General features: G+C 36.2%; 14 protein-coding genes. 2 read left to right on the plus strand and 12 right to left on the minus strand.

Annotation, left to right across the window (positions count from 1 at the left end; translation table 11 throughout):
• Positions 1–24 precede the first annotated feature (24 nt).
• The 5 genes from VJJ03_RS07760 to rsfS all read right to left on the minus strand — a co-directional run bounded on the left by VJJ03_RS07760 (position 25) and on the right by rsfS (position 7,461).
• On the minus strand, positions 25–2,754 hold the full coding sequence (locus tag VJJ03_RS07760; RefSeq protein WP_323974807.1) for a DUF6493 family protein: 2,730 nt from the start codon (positions 2,752–2,754) through the stop codon (positions 25–27).
• A complete protein-coding gene (locus VJJ03_RS07765; RefSeq protein ID WP_323974809.1) occupies positions 2,751–3,815 on the minus strand; it encodes a hypothetical protein in 1,065 nt (354 codons plus the stop codon). The genes VJJ03_RS07760 and VJJ03_RS07765 overlap by 4 nt, the downstream gene beginning before the upstream one ends.
• A 707-nt stretch (positions 3,816–4,522) precedes the next feature.
• Entirely contained in the window at positions 4,523–5,041 is a 519-nt protein-coding gene (locus VJJ03_RS07770) for an outer membrane beta-barrel protein (protein WP_040358013.1), read from the minus strand.
• A gap of 137 nt (positions 5,042–5,178) precedes the next feature.
• Positions 5,179–7,098 (minus strand): ATP-dependent zinc metalloprotease FtsH, encoded by a 1,920-nt coding sequence (gene ftsH / locus VJJ03_RS07775; RefSeq protein ID WP_009745347.1) that lies wholly within the window; start codon positions 7,096–7,098, stop codon positions 5,179–5,181.
• A gap of 3 nt (positions 7,099–7,101) precedes the next feature.
• Positions 7,102–7,461: a ribosome silencing factor gene (rsfS, locus tag VJJ03_RS07780; RefSeq protein ID WP_009745346.1), complete on the minus strand. Its 360-nt coding sequence runs from the start codon at positions 7,459–7,461 to the stop codon at positions 7,102–7,104.
• Positions 7,462–7,508: 47 nt separating this feature from the next.
• On the opposite strand from rsfS, the gene VJJ03_RS07785 reads away from it, so the two are divergent.
• Entirely contained in the window at positions 7,509–8,240 is a 732-nt protein-coding gene (locus tag VJJ03_RS07785; protein ID WP_323974811.1) for a biotin--[acetyl-CoA-carboxylase] ligase, read from the plus strand.
• Positions 8,241–8,617: 377 nt separating this feature from the next.
• Positions 8,618–9,667, plus strand: a complete 1,050-nt coding sequence (locus VJJ03_RS07790; RefSeq protein WP_323974813.1) for an NAD(P)/FAD-dependent oxidoreductase — start codon at positions 8,618–8,620, stop codon at positions 9,665–9,667.
• 65 nt (positions 9,668–9,732) lie between these two features.
• Here VJJ03_RS07790 and hisS read toward each other — a convergent pair whose 3' ends face one another.
• The 7 genes from hisS to VJJ03_RS07825 form a co-directional block, all read right to left on the minus strand.
• Positions 9,733–11,100, minus strand: a complete 1,368-nt coding sequence (gene hisS, locus VJJ03_RS07795; RefSeq protein ID WP_323974815.1) for a histidine--tRNA ligase — start codon at positions 11,098–11,100, stop codon at positions 9,733–9,735.
• A 93-nt stretch (positions 11,101–11,193) separates the two neighbouring features.
• Positions 11,194–13,188, minus strand: coding sequence for a cell division protein FtsZ (gene ftsZ, locus VJJ03_RS07800; RefSeq protein WP_323974817.1), 1,995 nt, complete (start codon positions 13,186–13,188; stop codon positions 11,194–11,196).
• 245 nt (positions 13,189–13,433) lie between these two features.
• On the minus strand, positions 13,434–13,799 hold the full coding sequence (locus VJJ03_RS07805) for a VanZ family protein (RefSeq protein ID WP_323974819.1): 366 nt from the start codon (positions 13,797–13,799) through the stop codon (positions 13,434–13,436).
• 81 nt (positions 13,800–13,880) lie between these two features.
• The gene (locus VJJ03_RS07810) at positions 13,881–15,005 is read right to left on the minus strand and encodes a peptidylprolyl isomerase (protein WP_323974821.1); all 1,125 of its coding nucleotides are present in this window, start codon (positions 15,003–15,005) and stop codon (positions 13,881–13,883) included.
• A gap of 28 nt (positions 15,006–15,033) precedes the next feature.
• Positions 15,034–15,387, minus strand: coding sequence for a hypothetical protein (locus VJJ03_RS07815; RefSeq protein WP_009745339.1), 354 nt, complete (start codon positions 15,385–15,387; stop codon positions 15,034–15,036).
• 21 nt (positions 15,388–15,408) lie between these two features.
• On the minus strand, positions 15,409–15,975 hold the full coding sequence (gldI, locus tag VJJ03_RS07820) for a gliding motility-associated peptidyl-prolyl isomerase GldI (protein ID WP_323974824.1): 567 nt from the start codon (positions 15,973–15,975) through the stop codon (positions 15,409–15,411).
• Entirely contained in the window at positions 15,972–17,009 is a 1,038-nt protein-coding gene (locus VJJ03_RS07825) for a DHH family phosphoesterase (RefSeq protein ID WP_040358277.1), read from the minus strand. The genes gldI and VJJ03_RS07825 overlap by 4 nt, the downstream gene beginning before the upstream one ends.
• Between the last annotated feature and the right edge of the window lie 198 nt (positions 17,010–17,207).

The following is a 17,207-nucleotide window of genomic DNA, read 5'->3' on the forward strand; positions in this document are numbered from 1 at the left end:
AGAAAATCAAAGAGACACATTTTCTTATATATTCATTGTTTTGTGATAGGCTAACATTCTCTTATGGTTTCTCGGTAGCTTATCCTGCTTTTTGACTTCCTCCAAATAGAGATCTACCACTTCCTTACCAAAGGCTTTTACAACAGGTGGATTGGGACGGTCTAAGAACTCTATAAAACGAGGAATAGGCAAGTAATCCCAAGCCAGTACGTGAGCCAAATAGGTCTTCAGGTAGCTGAGATCCTCCCCTCGGGCGATTGCCTGACAGAGGTACTCATAGCCTAAATCACGGGATGGACGCTTCTCAAAGAGCAAGCATGCCCCTATATAGAGCCATCCGCTATGGTGCACCCTGAGGCCGTGGCGTAATATGGCTTCCAAAGGGAGTGACATATTGCGCACCTCATTGGCTTCGTTCATTGTTGCCGATGTACTGATATAAGCACAGAGTAAGGCATCGGAGTAATGGGGGTTGAGGCTTAGTTTGTACTCAATGTCTTGAGCAGGAACCAATTCTCCTTCATTGGCATTGTAGTAACAATAAAGTGCATTATTCCGATTCACATTTCTGTATCTGGCAAACTGATTACAATGGTATTTAAACTCATCGCCGACTTTTCCATTTTGATAGGTTACTTTTTCCCAACCATAACAAATATAGAAAGGTCTCACTACGCTGGGGATATCCTTTGCTGCTGTTGTTTCAAATATTTCGAACTCTGCGCCGGGGTGCTTGATACGGGTGATTTGTGTCCAAAGTGGCAAGAATTCCTCCGCTAATTGTATCTCATCAGTTAAGTCTAAGTAATACCTAATAGCAGGAGCATAGGCACCTTTGAGTTGTTCCGCTTTTGCTTTGGCTACTGCCGATGCATCCTTGAATAGCAGGCGGTTGCAAGCTACAATCAGGTCGTCAAGGTCAGGGGTTTTTCCTTTTGCTTCGTGTTGTAGGAGCTTATCTACCAATACCTCCGCTTCTATATAGAAAGGTTCGTGTGTAGGAGTAGAGAGGAATGGTAGGGTGTCTTTTTCTTTGAGCTTTTGGAGGGTATACTCTATCTTGTGTAGGAGATAAGGAAATGTCTTCTTACTATTGTTAATACCTTTGTGCATCATTACTTCTTTCCTGAGTCTGTCTCCCTGTATATCTTTTCCTTGTTCATAGAGCATATTCACCTCTTTCCATTCTTTGTCAGTGTTATATACAGGAATTTTGGCACTTTGAGTACTCCACGATTCCAAGAACTGATATAATAAAGGTAATGTACTCACGTCCCACTCACGAGAGGTGAGTTGTTTGAGATAAGGTTTTATTCGCTCAATATAATCCGTAGGAATTTGGTCTTGCAAGCGTACCAGAGCATCAAAGAAGACATCAATGGTAGCCGCTGATTTCTCACGGATACAATCGCCGAGAAGGAAAAGCAGGGTATCTCCAGAGAAGGGGATAGGAATCGGAGTATAGGTGTTAGGGGTTATGGAGACAGAAGTTTCAGACACTTCTGAGGAGAGCTTCTCAAGAAGCTCTTGGGCTTTGCCTTTTAGGTAATCCTTGTAGGGTGCCACCACTTCCGTTAAGCCCTCATCGGCAAAATAAGTAGTGAGCAGGTCGGCTACTTTCTCTTGTAGCTTCACATCGGGTTGGGTAAAGAGCACAGCCAACTGTTCGCGGTAACTAAGGTCAGTAGGGGTTTGTTTTTTGAAGCCTTTAGCTAAGATTTCTACTCCTTGTAGGAGTGCTTTGGGTTGCTTCTCTACCGTGAAGGCGAGTGGAAACTGTTGCATAAAGCTTGCAAAGTCAAACAGAGGATCAGGGGCAATGACAGTAATGTATTCCATAGCAGTCTTTACCACACTACCTACTCCAGTTCCCAAAACAGCAAAGAGGGTTTGTTGGTACGCCAAAAGCTCGGTGTGAGTAGGGACAAGCCATTTGAGCAAACGACAATGCCAATCAAGGTGGGGTTTCTTCCATTGGTTGAGCAGAGACTCCAAAAGATACCCTACAAAGCTACGAGGGATTTGGTAGCCATGATGCATCAATAATTCAAATACCTCATCCCAATAGGTAGTTACCTTAGCAGAACCCAAGTCATTGGTCTTGCGTAGGGTGTTGTCACTCTTCCACTTAGAAAGGTCAAGCACTTTGGTCTCAATACGATAGAGCTGGAGGAGCACTTTTTCAATGGCTTCGGGGTTTTGCAAGAGAAAATGGACATCAGCAGTTACATAGCGGTTGAACATGGAGACCTCAAGTAGATTCTTTACAAAACGCTCCTCTTCAAAAGGAATCCAGCCTTTTTTATAGAAATACCACTGAAATCCAAAAGAGAGTCCATTAATCTCTTTATTGTAGCGTTCTTTGAGTATTTTTTTGATATAGTTATCTGGAGGAAACTGTGTAAAGTAGTTGATTACAGGTTCAAAATAGTAAGAACCCAAAATAGCATAGGGAGTTACTTGGTAAATTTCACCATAATAATTCTCTTTATTAATCATCACCTTTGCTAAATCACTTTCTTTGCGCACCATAGTGATCAGGGCATAGTTAAGAGCTTGAAAAACTTTATCTTTATAGCGATAAGTATCCTTTTTATCAACGTTCTTTCTTGGGAAATCTGTTTCTGAATAGGGGTCTAAATCCTTGATAGCTGCGATGACGTCGTAACGTTCCCTATCCGATAGCTGTGTAGTGATGTTGAGAATAGCCGAGAAATCTCCTTCGGCAATGGCGGTGATGAGTTTTAGTTTCATTTGTCACAAAAATTATCAAGATCTGAGTATTGTTGGTCTAAAAATACAATAGGTAGGCATTGGAAGTACCTATAATTCAATCCGCAGATGGTTATGGGTCTGTCCTTGAGAAGTCGGCCTATGGATATGGCAAAAGAAAGATCATCCCTGTCATAAGGAGAATCAAATACAAGTATTTGACTTTCCTCCCAAAAAGCGGTTTTGATAATCTTTTTGTTTTTAGCATCAAGGACTACCAAATAGCGTTTGTCGTGGATTTTTTCATATCCTTCGTTAGGACGGAAATCTCTTAGATAGCAGATGACTTCTTGGTCTTCGTATCGGTAAGTATTGCCCCAATAATATTCTTCATGAACGAAGGTATAAGGAAGTGGGAATTTCTCTTTGTCGACTTTGACCCAAGTCATGGGCTTCATTTGGTTCTCTACAAAAGGATTCTCTTTACCTATATAAGCATAAGCCTCCCAGTATATGCGATCTTCCTCTTGTGATATATCATCATTGGGATCATAGACTAATTCGAAGCCTATGTTGCATTCTTTCATGTCAATTTTGTTTTCATCACTATTGATATGTATATAAGCTACAGTTCTTACATTGGTAAGGGGATACTTCTTTAGTATATTTTTTTCGTAGTTGTATACAAATATGGTGTCACTTGGAGAATAATTAGTCTTTTCAAAGATTCTTTTCTTGTATTTATCGTCTAGGATGATGTATTGTTGTATCTTTTTGCCCTGAGAAAGCCTCTTTTGCATTTCTCTAATAGGTAGATCTAAGCTATCTAACTCATAGAAATCGGAGGGAGAAACATAAACCTCTCCTTTGCTATCTATATAAGATACATTTATTTGATATAATAGAATATTGTCGTGTATGGTTGGCTCAGGAAGCAACTGAAATGAGATGGTTTCTTCGCTATCGGTTACCGTACGCATACCTTTGCTTTGCGAAGAGCCATGGGTTGTTTCTTTTTCTTCTCCTTCCTGTGGATCAGGTGTGCCAGCTATCCAACGGCAAGCGGAAAGGAGCAGCAAGAGAGGTAGGAGTCTGATGTACATAGTGAATAATGAATAGTGAGGACAAAGATAGGGATTTTATTTTAGATTTGAAAATGGGAAGGAATTTTCTGAACTTAACATCATAGAGAAGAAATTAGATTTGGGATTCTATTTTGCTCATCCATATAGTTTTTGGGAGAGGGAGCTAAGTGAACATAGCAATAGAAATGTGTGTAATATATACCTAAGAATACTAATTTTAAAGGAATTACAGATAATTATTAAAACAAATACAATATAAAATTAATAATCAAGAAAAGTTTTAAGATTTGAAAAAACAAAAGATTTATTTTATAAATTTGTAAGCTAAAAAATTGCACTTGCAGGTTGAATCGGCAGTTTCTCAATGCAGATACAGGATTTAATAGTAAATCACTAAGAGAATTTTTAGAAAGTAGAGAAATTATAGCTAATAGCTAACCTAATCCCCAAAATGGAGAGCAACCAGATATTTATTTTGATGAGGAATTAGACAAAAACAGATTCAAGATTGAACAATCAAACGATTGACTTGATAGGTATAAGAATCTGATAATGAGATATAAATATTTAGATATAACTTGAATAGGAATACTTCTATTAGAATTTATATCCAAGTTTCTCAAAAAAGTTTAAACACATTTCATATTGATTACTATGACCTAAAAAAGAGATTACTGAATAACATTCAATAATCTCTCTTTTAAAATTATTATATATATATTTTTTTAGAACTGATAAGTAACCCCCATTTTAAGTCCTCCTGAGGTAATAGTATTTCCCGTATTATGCTCTACAAATATTTCAGCATTTACCCCAAAATTATCTGTAAAGAAGTAACGAGCCCCTGTTTGTAAGCGAACTCCTAAACCTGAATCATATTCATAATCCCAATAGCGATTACCTTTATAGTCATTATCCCAATTATAATACCCTAAACTCATACCTCCATATACATCTAAAGGAGAAGGAAAGCGTAATAATTCACCTAAGTGATAGTTAGCGTTGGCAAGTACTCCAAAATTATTATAACGTACTCCTGCCACTTTATCAGTACGGTAGAATAATTCTCCTCCTACACTTATTTGATCAGTAACCCCAAAGTCGGCACCTACATACACGGGTATTCCCCATCCTGTAAAACCAAAGCCTCCATTGAGCTGCACGCCTCCTCTATCCAAAGCCGCTTGTGCTGAAGCACTACTAATTGCTAGAAATATACTAGCTAAAACTAATAATTTTTTCATCTTTTTTTCTTTAAAAGTTATCTGCTGCAAAGGTAGAACATTTTTTTTATACAAAATACTTTTTACTTGTTTTTTAACAAATAAGCAATAAATATGAAAAAAGCTAACAAAAAGTGTTAGCTTTTTAAGAATAAAATTTAATAATTATTTTTTTCCTCATGAGGTCGCTTACCAAATATTGCTTCCAAATCCTCCTTAAAGATCACTTCCCTTTCTAAAAGTAATTCAGCTAGGGTGGAGAGCTTATCCTGATGAGTACGGAGAATATCAAGAGCTCTTTGATATTGTGTCTCAATAATTTTGTTGATTTCCTCATCAATCACTTGAGCTGTCTTTTCACTATAAGGCTTGGTAAATCCATATTCTTCTCCTGTAGCATCGTAATAAGTAAGGTTTCCTATTTTCTCATTAAGTCCATAAATAGTTACCATAGCTCGAGCTTGCTTAGTTACTTTTTCAAGATCACTGAGTGCTCCTGTAGAAATCTTACCAAAAATAATCTGCTCTGCCGCACGTCCACCTAAGGCTGCACACATCTCATCTTCTATTTGATCTGTACGCACAATTTGTCGTTCTTCTGGCAGGTACCAAGCTGCTCCTAAGGAACGTCCTCTTGGGACAATGGTTACCTTTACCAAGGGTGCTGCATGTTCCAAAAGCCAACTTACAGTAGCATGTCCTGCTTCATGATAGGCAATAGCTCTCTTTTCCTCTGGAGTGATAATCTTATTCTTCTTCTCAAGTCCTCCAATAATTCTATCCACTGCATCCAGAAAATCTTGTTTATCTACAGAAGTCTTTCCTCTACGAGCAGCAATTAGGGCAGCTTCATTACATACATTAGCAATATCAGCCCCTGAGAATCCTGGAGTCTGCTTAGCTAAAAAATCAATATCCAAGTTCTCTGTAATCTTAATAGGTCGTAAGTGTACTTTAAATATTTCCCTACGTTCATTAAGATCAGGCAAATCTATAAAGATTTGTCGGTCAAAGCGCCCTGCTCTAAGAAGGGCTTTATCCAAAATATCAGCACGGTTAGTGGCTGCCAATACTATCACATTAGTAGTAGTACCAAAGCCATCCATTTCTGTAAGTAACTGATTAAGAGTATTTTCCCTCTCGTCATTAGCATTAGTGAGATTGTTCTTTCCGCGTGCACGTCCAATAGCATCTATCTCATCTATAAATATAATAGCTGGTGATTTTTCTTTAGCTTGTCGGAACAAATCACGCACACGAGAAGCCCCTACCCCTACAAACATTTCCACAAAGTCAGAGCCGGAAAGGGAGAAGAAAGGCACCTTTGCTTCTCCTGCTACTGCCTTGGCAAGAAGGGTTTTCCCTGTACCCGGAGGTCCTACTAAGAGAGCTCCTTTAGGAATTTTACCTCCTAAAGAAGTATATTTTTCAGGATTTTTAAGAAACTCCACTATCTCTTGCACTTCTTCCTTAGCACCTTCTAAACCTGCCACATCCTGAAAAGTAATTTTCTTATCTTTCTCTCCATCAAAAAGCTTAGCACGTGATCTTCCTATACTAAATATTTGTCCGCCTCCCATTCCTCCGCCTGCTCGACGCATAAGGAATATCCATAGACCTACAAAAAGTACTACGGGAAGTACTACTGTAATAAGAACATCTCCAAAGAAATTTTGCTCTGTTTTATATATAAGTTGCGTACTGGATAGATTGTTTTCTGTAACTATTTTATTATACCTGTTCTCAAAATTCTCTAATACACCTATCTCCATTTTATACTGAGGTACATCAGAATCAGCTCCTGTTTTAAACAAAGGATTTTCTGCTCGAACTTCCTTATGATCGGGCTTATTCATTGCCTCTGGGAACAAATATATTCGTGCCTGGTGCTTATTAACTACCACCACTTTGGAAATATCTCCATCTTGTAAAAATTTTTCGAATTCTGTTTGTGAGATTTCCTGTGGTTGCTTCCATAAACCTGAACTTGAAAGTGGATTGAGAATAAAAAATAGAATTATTGCCAGTCCTGCATAGAACCAAAAGGCAGAAAAACGTGAAGGTTTGTTTTCGTTCATAATTTAATTATCTGTTTTTATATGGGTTATCTGGGCATCTCCCCATAAGCCTTCTATATCATAATATTCACGTATAGGTTTTTGAAAAATATGTACTACTACGTCTACATAATCCAAGAGTACCCACTCGGCATTCTGCTCACCTTCTACATGCCAAGGCTTTTGTGGGGTTTGTCTCTGTACCGCTCCAGAAATGGCAACCACTTGAGTATTAGAACCACCTGAACAAATTACAAAATAGTTACATACAGCATTTTCTATTCCCCTGAGGTCTAAGATAGTGATGTCCTGCCCTTTAACTTTTTGTATTCCTTCCAAAACGGAAGAAAGTATCTCCTCTGTATTATTTTTTTTGTCTGACATTCAATTTTTTTAATTACTTTTGCAAAGCGACAAAGGTATAACTTTTTATGGAAATTATCAAACTTAATGCCACAAATTCTACCAATACATATCTAAAAAATCTTGTCAAAGAAAAAGAAGTAAAAGACCTTACTTGTATATGGTCTCTTTCACAAGATCAAGGACGAGGACAGCAAGGGGCTAAATGGATATCTGATCCTTATAAAAACCTCACTTTCAGCGTTCTGAAAGTTTTTAATCAGCTTCCTTCTGAATATCACTTTCTGTTGAATATGGAAGTCTCGCTGGCTATTTTCCGTGCCTTAAAAAAATTATATATACCCGACTTGGCTGTTAAGTGGGCTAATGACATTTTGTCAGATAAAAAGAAAATCTGCGGAATTCTCATAGAAAATACACTGAATAAAGAGCAAATTACCGCTTCAGTAATTGGTATAGGGTTAAATGTAAATCAGCTATTCTTCAAGGATCTACCCAACGTTTCCTCCCTACAGAAAATTATGGGACACCCCTTTGACTTAGAGGAGGTCTTGCTCCTTATATGCCACGAATTAGAAGTAGCGCTCATCAGCCTCTCCCCTACTCGATTTGATACTGTATTAGACCAGTATCATGCTCACCTTTTTCGAAAGGACAAGCCCTCCACTTTTGAATATCCTAATGGGAAGCGCTTTATGGGCTACATCAAAGGAGTAAGCCATAACGGACAACTCCAAGTAGAACAAGAAGATGCTGTGGTAAGCTCCTTTTCTCTCAAAGAAGTCAAATTACTTTACTAATTCCTTGCTATATGAAATATTTTTTAGCATTTTTGTCATCCTTACCCTTAATTATAATCCTAGCAGCTATGGAAGTGCTCTCAGGAAATACCTATTATGTTCATTCATAAAGAGGAAATACCTTCTCTCATCTGCCAAAAGATGCACAAAACAAGTCTCACAAATATCTCCATTTCTAACTGTAATCCAAAGGAAGACACCTGCATACAGCCTACAACAAACACAACGACACCATAAGAGTCAAAGGACAATTCTATAAGTCCAATCTACAAACTAAACAATCTATTCCAGTAGTTAGGAGTTAATGACTTAAGGGAGGATTAATCATTTGTCATTTGCCATTAATTTCGTATTTTTGCACAATCAAATTAATATTCATGAAAGAAACCGATATTATCATCATTGGGGCAGGACCTACAGGTCTATTTGCTGTATTCGAAGCAGGACTCCTACGCCTAAAATGCCATCTTATAGATGCTCTTCCTCAACCAGGAGGACAACTTACCGAACTTTATCCTAAAAAACCTATCTTTGATATCCCTGGTTACCCCAGTGTAGGAGCGTCTGAACTTGTAGATAACCTTATGGAACAGATTAAACAGTTTCAACCTGAGTTTACCCTTTCTGAGACAGCCATGACTTTAGACAAACAAGCAGATGGCTCTTTTATAGTTACTACTGATAAAGGTACACAAATCAAAGGAAAAGCAGTTGCCATTGCTGGTGGTCTTGGTACCTTTGAGCCTCGAAAGCCTGAAATTGCTAACCTTACACAATATGAAGATAAAGGTGTAGAATACTTTATAAAAGCTCCTGACCGCTTTGTTGGCAAACGTGTAGTTATCGCTGGAGGAGGGGACTCTGCCCTTGACTGGAGTATATTTCTTGCTGATATCGCTAAATCCGTTACTTTAGTACATCGCCGTAATGAATTTCGTGCCGCCTTGGATTCAGTAGAAAAAGTAAAAGCTCTCAAGATTAAAGGTAAAATAAATCTTATTACTCCCTGTGAAGTAGTGAATTTGAAAGGAGAGAAAGAGCTTTCCTCTGTAATAATCGAAAAAGAGGGACATCAGGAGAAGCTCCCTACCGATTACTTTATTCCTCTCTTCGGACTAACCCCTAAACTGGGACCTATTGCCGATTGGGGATTGGAAATAGAACGAAATGCCATCAAGGTAAACAATGCACTTGACTACCAAACTAATATAGAAGGAGTATATGCCATAGGGGATGTAAATACCTATCCCGGGAAACTCAAACTTATTCTTTGTGGGTTTCATGAAGCAACACTAATGTGTCAAGGAGTATATAACAGACTTTACCCTACTAGAAAATATGTACTCAAGTATACTACTGTTGCCGGAGTAGATGGTTTTGACGGTACACGTAAGGAAGCTGAGAAAGCGGTAATACAATCCATTTAATATGGAACAAGCTATATCATACACAAAAAGAGGCTACCCATTTTTGGATAGCCTTTTTTATGCAATTATTTTATATGATTCACTATATCTACTATGGGATAGGTAATTTGCTCTCCTGTAAGCATATTTTTCAGAACAGCAGTATTTTGACTAAGTTCTTCTTCTCCTATAAGAATTACATATTTTGCTTTTCGGCTATCGGCATAGGCCAATTGCTTTTTAAGTTTGATAATCTCTGGATAAAGTTCTGCTTTATAGCCCTTTTGACGCAGTTGCTGAACCAAACCAAAGGAAATCAATGCTTCAGATTTTCCAAAATTAACACACAGAACATCCAAACTATGGGTTAATGTTTCGGGAAACAAAGCTAATTGTTCCATTACAAGGAAAATACGATCTAATCCAAAGGAAATTCCTATACCACTCATTCCTTTGAGTCCAAATATAGCAGTAAGTTCATCATAACGTCCTCCTCCTCCTATAGATCCCAAAACTACCTCTTTGGGAGGAGCCACTTCGAAAATAGCTCCTGTATAATAATTCAGCCCACGCGCTAAAGTTACTTCTAACTCTAAATTGGACACCTGTAAGCCAATCTGTTGTACAGTTTCATAAATAAACTCTAAGTCAGCTATTCCTTCTCTCCCCACCTGTGAGGTCGCAAGTAATTCCTTGAGTTGACTTATTTTCTCCGAAAAACTTCCTTGTAAAGAAAAAACAGGTTGTATCTTAGCTATCGCTTCTGGAGAAATTCCTCTCTGAAGCATTTCTTCTTCCACTTTCTCCTTACCTATTTTATCAAGTTTATCCAAAGCTACTGTAAAGTCAATTAGTTTCTCAGGAGTACCAATAACTTCAGTAAAACCAGAGAGAATCTTTCGATGATTAATTTTGATAGTTATTCCTTTAAGTTGTAAAGCAGCAAATACACTATCATATAACTGGACAAATTCTACTTCCTGCCAAAGACTATTGGCTCCCACTACATCAGCATCGCACTGGTAGAATTCGCGATAACGACCCTTTTGAGGGCGGTCAGCTCGCCAAACAGGTTGTATTTGATAACGTTTAAAAGGGAAAGTTATCTCACTCTGATGCTGCACCACATAACGAGCAAAAGGTACCGTTAGATCATAACGAAGTGCCTTTTCACTTATTTGAGTAGTCATCTTTTGACTATTATGTTCCCTATAAATATCTTCAGGAATATCTCTTAGAAAATCCCCTGAATTAAGTATTTTAAAAATAAGTCTATCTCCTTCTTCTCCATACTTTCCCATAAGAGTTTCCATATTTTCAAAACTGGGTGTTTCAATAGGTTGGAAACCAAACTTCTCAAAATTTTTTCTGATAATCTGAATAATATAATTACGCTTACTTACCTCCTCAGGAGAAAAATCACGTGTACCTTTAGGTATACTAGGTTTTTGCATTTGACTATACTTTTTTTACTGAAAAAAAACAGCTAATTTCCATTAACTGTCCTTTTATCAATTATAAAATAAATTAACTATGTCTTTTTCTAACTAATCTACATTATCATGTAAGTATCCGTTATTTTCTCGTATTTGGGGTACATTATTGGAATCCAAACTAATAGAACTACGAGAAGCTGTTGCTTTAGGAGTATTGTTAGTAATATCTATCCCTTGTCTGAGATATGCTGGAGTATTCTCCAAATCCTCAATCTTAGAAAGACTTTGAGAGGAAAACTGATAACTCATATTCTTAAAAGTATTTCTTCGATTACTTGCATTTGCTTTTAAAGCTGTAAGAAAAGCATTTTGATTCTCTTCTTTTGGCTGTTGAGGTGAATTTGTAGGTTCCTTTACACGTATCTCTGCTCTAAACTCTTCTTCCTCTTTTTCTATTTGTGGAGAATGAGCCTTGGTGAGCCTTTCTTCTACTTGTAAATAATCCTCAAAACGATGAACTATCTTATTATCACTTCCCTCCTGTTCTGGAGAAGCTACTGCAGCCATCGTTTTTCGTGGAGAAGTGGCTGCCATTTTCCTCTCCTCTACTTCAAATAATATTACTGGTTCCTCTACCTGTTGTGATTGTTGCCTAACCTCTTGTACAGGAGATGTCTTTTTCTCTTGATAAATAACAAATTCTTCTGCTTGTACAGCATGTTCCTCCTTAGTAGGATAGGAAATACGTTCTACCACTTCAAATTGAATAGGAATATTATAAAGTTCTTTGTCCAGAACACCTATTTTATTGGTAGGAGTTGTTTTTTTTTCAACGGAAGTAGCAGTATGTAGAGTAATTCCTATATTACTTTTAGTAGGTTCTCCTGCCAAAGAAGTAGAAACTTTATCCTCTAAAGAAGAATTAGTTTCTGTTTGAGGAGTGTCATCCAAGTAATGAGTTATCTTTTCTTTTCTTTTCAAAGAATTTTCAAAAGAAATATCCGTAAAAGAAGAGGTAGTTTCTAATTCTTTCACAAAATGTGCATTATCATCTAAAGAATGTACAATTTTCTTAGGTTCCAAATCAATAATTTCATGCTGTTGTTCGGTGGAAAAACCCGTAGCTACAACAGTTACCATTACCTTATCCTCAAGCGATTCATCCTCTCCCATCCCCATAATAATATTTGTCTTGTAACCAGCAGCCATCTCTTGTCCATTACCTGCCTCTTTTTGGATATATTCACTAATTTCAGCTACTTCATCCATAGTAATTTCCTCTTTACCATAGAGTATAAGTAGAAGAACATTTTGAGCCCCTGTAATTTTATTATCATTAAGTAGCGGAGAATCCAAAGCTCCTTTCACTGCATCTATAGCTCTCATTTCTCCTGTACCAAAACCTGTTCCCATAATAGCAGTTCCACTATCAGAAAGTACTGTGCGAGCATCACGTAAATCAATATTTACCTCAAAATCCTTAGTAATTACCTCAGCAATTCCTTTAGCAGCAATTGTAAGGATTTCATCCGCTTTGGCAAAACCAGATTTCACCCCTAAATTACCATATACTTCACGAAGTTTATTGTTATTAATGACAATAAGAGAATCCAAATGTTTACGAAGGTTTTCTATTCCTTTCTGTGCTTGATTTAAGCGGATTTCACCTTCAAACTTAAAAGGACTAGTTACAATCCCTACAGTGAGAATTCCCATATCCCGACATATCTTAGCTATAATAGGTGCGGCTCCTGTTCCTGTTCCTCCTCCCATACCTGCAGTAATAAATACCATTTCAGTATGCTCACCCAGCATGGCTTTAATTTCATCAATACTCTCCATGGCCGATTGCTCTCCTACTTCTGGATTAGAACCCGCACCTAAACCAGCGGTAAGTGCAAATCCTAAATGGATCTTATTAACAATGGGACTTTTGTCCAAGGCTTGACGGTCTGTATTACAAATAATATAGTCTACACCCTTAATATTTTGCTTATACATGTAATTCACGGCATTACCTCCACCTCCACCAACACCTATTACTTTAATTAAATTACCCTGATTCTTAGGCAAATCAAACGTTTCATTGTCAAAATCTATCGCCATAACTAATGATTTTTTTGCTATTATTTTTTGTAAAGTCTTTCGGTGCAAATTTATTATTTTTTTTTCAGTTTTCCACAGAAAAACAAATATTGTTGATAACTTTTTCTAGAAATAAACAACTGAGTACTTTTTATTAACATACTTGTTGATTTCTACTTTTTTGAAACATTTCTTTAAGATCAACTACTTATAGATTGTTAAGAAAAAACTGTTCTAAGAGATAATTTCTTTTCCTATTTCATTATCTATTTGGATTTATTGATATAATTATAGACTATCAATGTATAATATCCAAAGAAAATCCCAAGAATATCTGCAAATAAATCTCCTATTTCTCCACTTCTTCCAAAAGGCATCATCTCTTGAGCTACTTCAGTAAAAATCGCATATAATATCATTAGAAAAAAAGAAATTTTTCTTTTCTGTTTTGGAAAAACTCTTTCATATAAAAAAGCTAACAGGGCAAAAATAAGGAAATGAACTAATTTATCAGCTCCTGTAAAAGAAAAGATATTACTGGTAAGACTACTGCTAGGACGAAGCAACATATAAGATAAGAGCCCCCAATAAAGAAATAAAAATATTTTATTTATATTATATAACTTCTTCATTATTTAAATAAAACATTTCTTTAATAAATGAGGTAGAAGTGAAACATACTTCTACCTCATAAAATTTATTTAGTACAAAATTTATTTAGCAATATCCACAATTTCTATATCAAAAACAAGGTCAGAATCAGCAGGAATAAGATCCTTAATCTCTTGTTTTCCATAGGCTAAAGCAGAAGGAATGAATACTCGTACTTTTTCTCCCACTTGCATACCTAACAAAGCTTCTTTAAATCCAGCGATAAGTCCCACTTTAGGACTATATTCCCAAGGATAAGGGGCATATCCTCCTCCCATATCTCGCTGTTGGTCATAAGCTCCATTAGCTTGAGCCACTTCCTTTATATTGGAATCAAATAACTTTCCGTTAGCACGCAAATAACCTGCATAATTTACTAATACAGTTTGTCCTTGCTTGGGTTGCACTCCATTTCCTTGTTTTAGCTTCAAAATCTTTATTCCAGAAGGAGAAGCTATTGCTTGACTTTCTTGTTCAGCAAGTTCAGAAAGAATTTTTTCACTTTTAGCCTTTTCCTCAGCTTCCTTTTGCTTTGCAATTTCTATTTGTTCCTTCATAAAAGTATCAAATACTTTAGGAGCATCAAATTTTTCAGCTTCTTTTCCTACACGTATAATTTCTATTTTATTGATCTTTACATCAGAAAGAGGTTTATCTGCTTCATTTGTCTTCTCAGAAGTAATAAGACTAATGACTTCCTCTCCTTTGATTACTTGACCAAAAATAGTATGGTGATTTGTAAGCCATGGAGTATCTTTCTCAGTGATAAAGAATTGACTACCATTAGTAGCTGGTCCTGCATTTGCCATAGCTAACTGTCCTTTCTTTGTAAACTTAAGTGTATCCACAAACTCATCAGCAAACTGATATCCAGGACTACCTTCTCCTGTTGCTGTAGGATCTCCTCCTTGTATCATAAAATCTTTAATCACACGGTGAAAAGTGGTACCATCATAGTAGTGCTTGCCCTTATAAGTATTTTCTACATAAGTATTATTTCCCTCTGCTAAGGAAACAAAGTTAGCCACTGTTCCAGGAGTTGCCTTATAGAAAAGTTCTACTAACATATCTCCTTTATTAGTTTGAATATCTGCATACAATCCATCCTTTAGATTAGGATATTTAGCAGACTTGCACGCTACAAATAACAAAGGCAATAATAATGCCCAAAATTTAACTTTTTTCATAAAAATTCTATATTTAATGAGATTACAATTATTCGTTTTCTAAGAATTCATTTGTTACTTCTTCCCAATCACTATATGATAAAGGAGTTCTATGATAAAATCCTGTAAAAAAAGGAACTACTTCTTTTGCTGTTGGAAGGACAGTACGATAATGAATAAAAGTACCATTCGGTTGATATACTCGTGCCTCTACCAAGTAAGGACTTTGCTCACCTTTAGATTCATCTTCTAAGGTGGTTTGTATATAGTTCTCCTGCTCACCTGAATTCTCCTCAAACAATACAACAAAATAATGATCATTATAAGGAATCTCTTCTATAATAGAAAGTATCTTTTCTATAGGTAATATCTTTCCTGTATATTCTTGTGTATCAATTTTCATTATAATTTCTGTTTTTTAGATTTATCTTCCATCCTCTTGATCAGATGGTTGTTCACTGGCTGGTTCTATTTTAAGAATATGTACTTGAGCACGAATAGGCTTATTAACGCCTATCTTCCCATCATCACCATGATAACCAAAAGCAATCTCTGATGGAAAGAAAAAAACCGCTTCTTCTTTTTCTTTCAATAGTTTTATAGCCTGACGTAGTCCTTGAAAAAGCTCTTGCTTATCCACCTGATAGGTAACTATCTTAGTATCCTCTTTAGAATAAATTTCATTTCCATAAATATCTGATAAGCTATAAGTAAAATCCACTCGATCACCAAAAGCAGGTAGGTAAGTAGCTTCCTTATTTTCAGTAATATAATAGTACTTAAATCCATCTTTAGAACTAAGATAAGTATGAAGTGTATCTTTTGCTATAATGGAATCCATTACAATTTCCTGATCTACCAACAATTCTCTATTCTTCTTAGCAGATTCCTTTAGAAAAGTATCTGTCTTAACCATTACAGGGCGACGTGCTTCCTTCTTGCTACAAGCTCCTAAAATAAATATAAACAATAATGCAATTATTACTCTCATATATTAACATTCAAATTATAAGCAGTAGGTAATGCAAAAAACTCAGGAAGTATTCTCAAAAAGTGAGTTACTGTATCCTGTAAAGAAATATGAGTTGAACCTCCTGCTGCATTAATATGCCCTCCTCCATTGAAGTAAGTACGTGCTAAAAGATTCACATCTAAATTTGTTTTAGAACGAAAAGATATTTTTACCAAATTCTCTTCCTCATTTTCAATAAATATAGCTGCCAATTCCACTTCTTTTATACGTAACCCATAATTAACAAAACCCTCAGTATCTCCTTTGCGAAAGTTAAACTGCTTAAGAGTTTTACTACTTACAGACATATAGGCTGTCTTATACTTAGGTAAATAAGTTAGATTATCTAATACATTTCCTAACAATTGTAATCTATCAATAGAATAGCTATCAAAAACATCTGAACTAACCTGAGCACAGTTTACTCCTTTTTCTAATAAAGTAGCCGCAATCCTATGAGTAGTAGGCGAGGTTAAAGAATAACGAAATCCCCCTGTATCAGTCATAATCCCTGTATATAGGCAAGTGGCTATATTCTTATCAATTTCTTTCTCAGATGAGAGAGCCACCACAGTATTATATATCAACTCACAAGTGGAACTTACCTTATCATCAGAATAGATAATGGTGGCGTAAGTATCAGGCTGTTGATGATGATCTATCATTACAAAAGTTGCTTTTGTATTTTCCAAGAAAGATGTTAAAGGCTTAGCACGAGAGAGATTATTAAAATCCAAAGTAAAAATAAGTGTGGAGTCCTCTATACGCTTTTTAACTTTCTGTTCCTCATTAGGATAAATAATTATTTGTGACGTTCCTGGCATCCATTTTAAAAACTCAGGAAAATCAGTAGGAACAATCACTTGAACATCATGTTCTTGATTTTTTAAAAAATGAAAAAGCCCTAAAGAACTCCCTATGGCATCCCCATCTGGAGAAGTATGGGGAATAATTGTAATAATTGGCTTTTTATTAAGAAACTCTTTTAGCCTACTAACATCTTGTACTTTCATACTGCAAATATACAAATTCTTTTTAGAAATAGAGAATAATACATATAAAAATTTTATAGAATCCTCAAAAAAGAGATAAACAACAAAAAAACCGAGCCATCAGAATAGCTCGGTTTTTGATAAGAAGGCGGCGACATACTCTCCCACATATTGCAGTACCATCTGCGCTAAAAGGTTTAACTTCTCTGTTCGGAATGG

Origin of the sequence: Capnocytophaga sp. G2, assembly GCF_035282625.1 — a bacterium.
GTDB lineage: Bacteria > Bacteroidota > Bacteroidia > Flavobacteriales > Flavobacteriaceae > Capnocytophaga.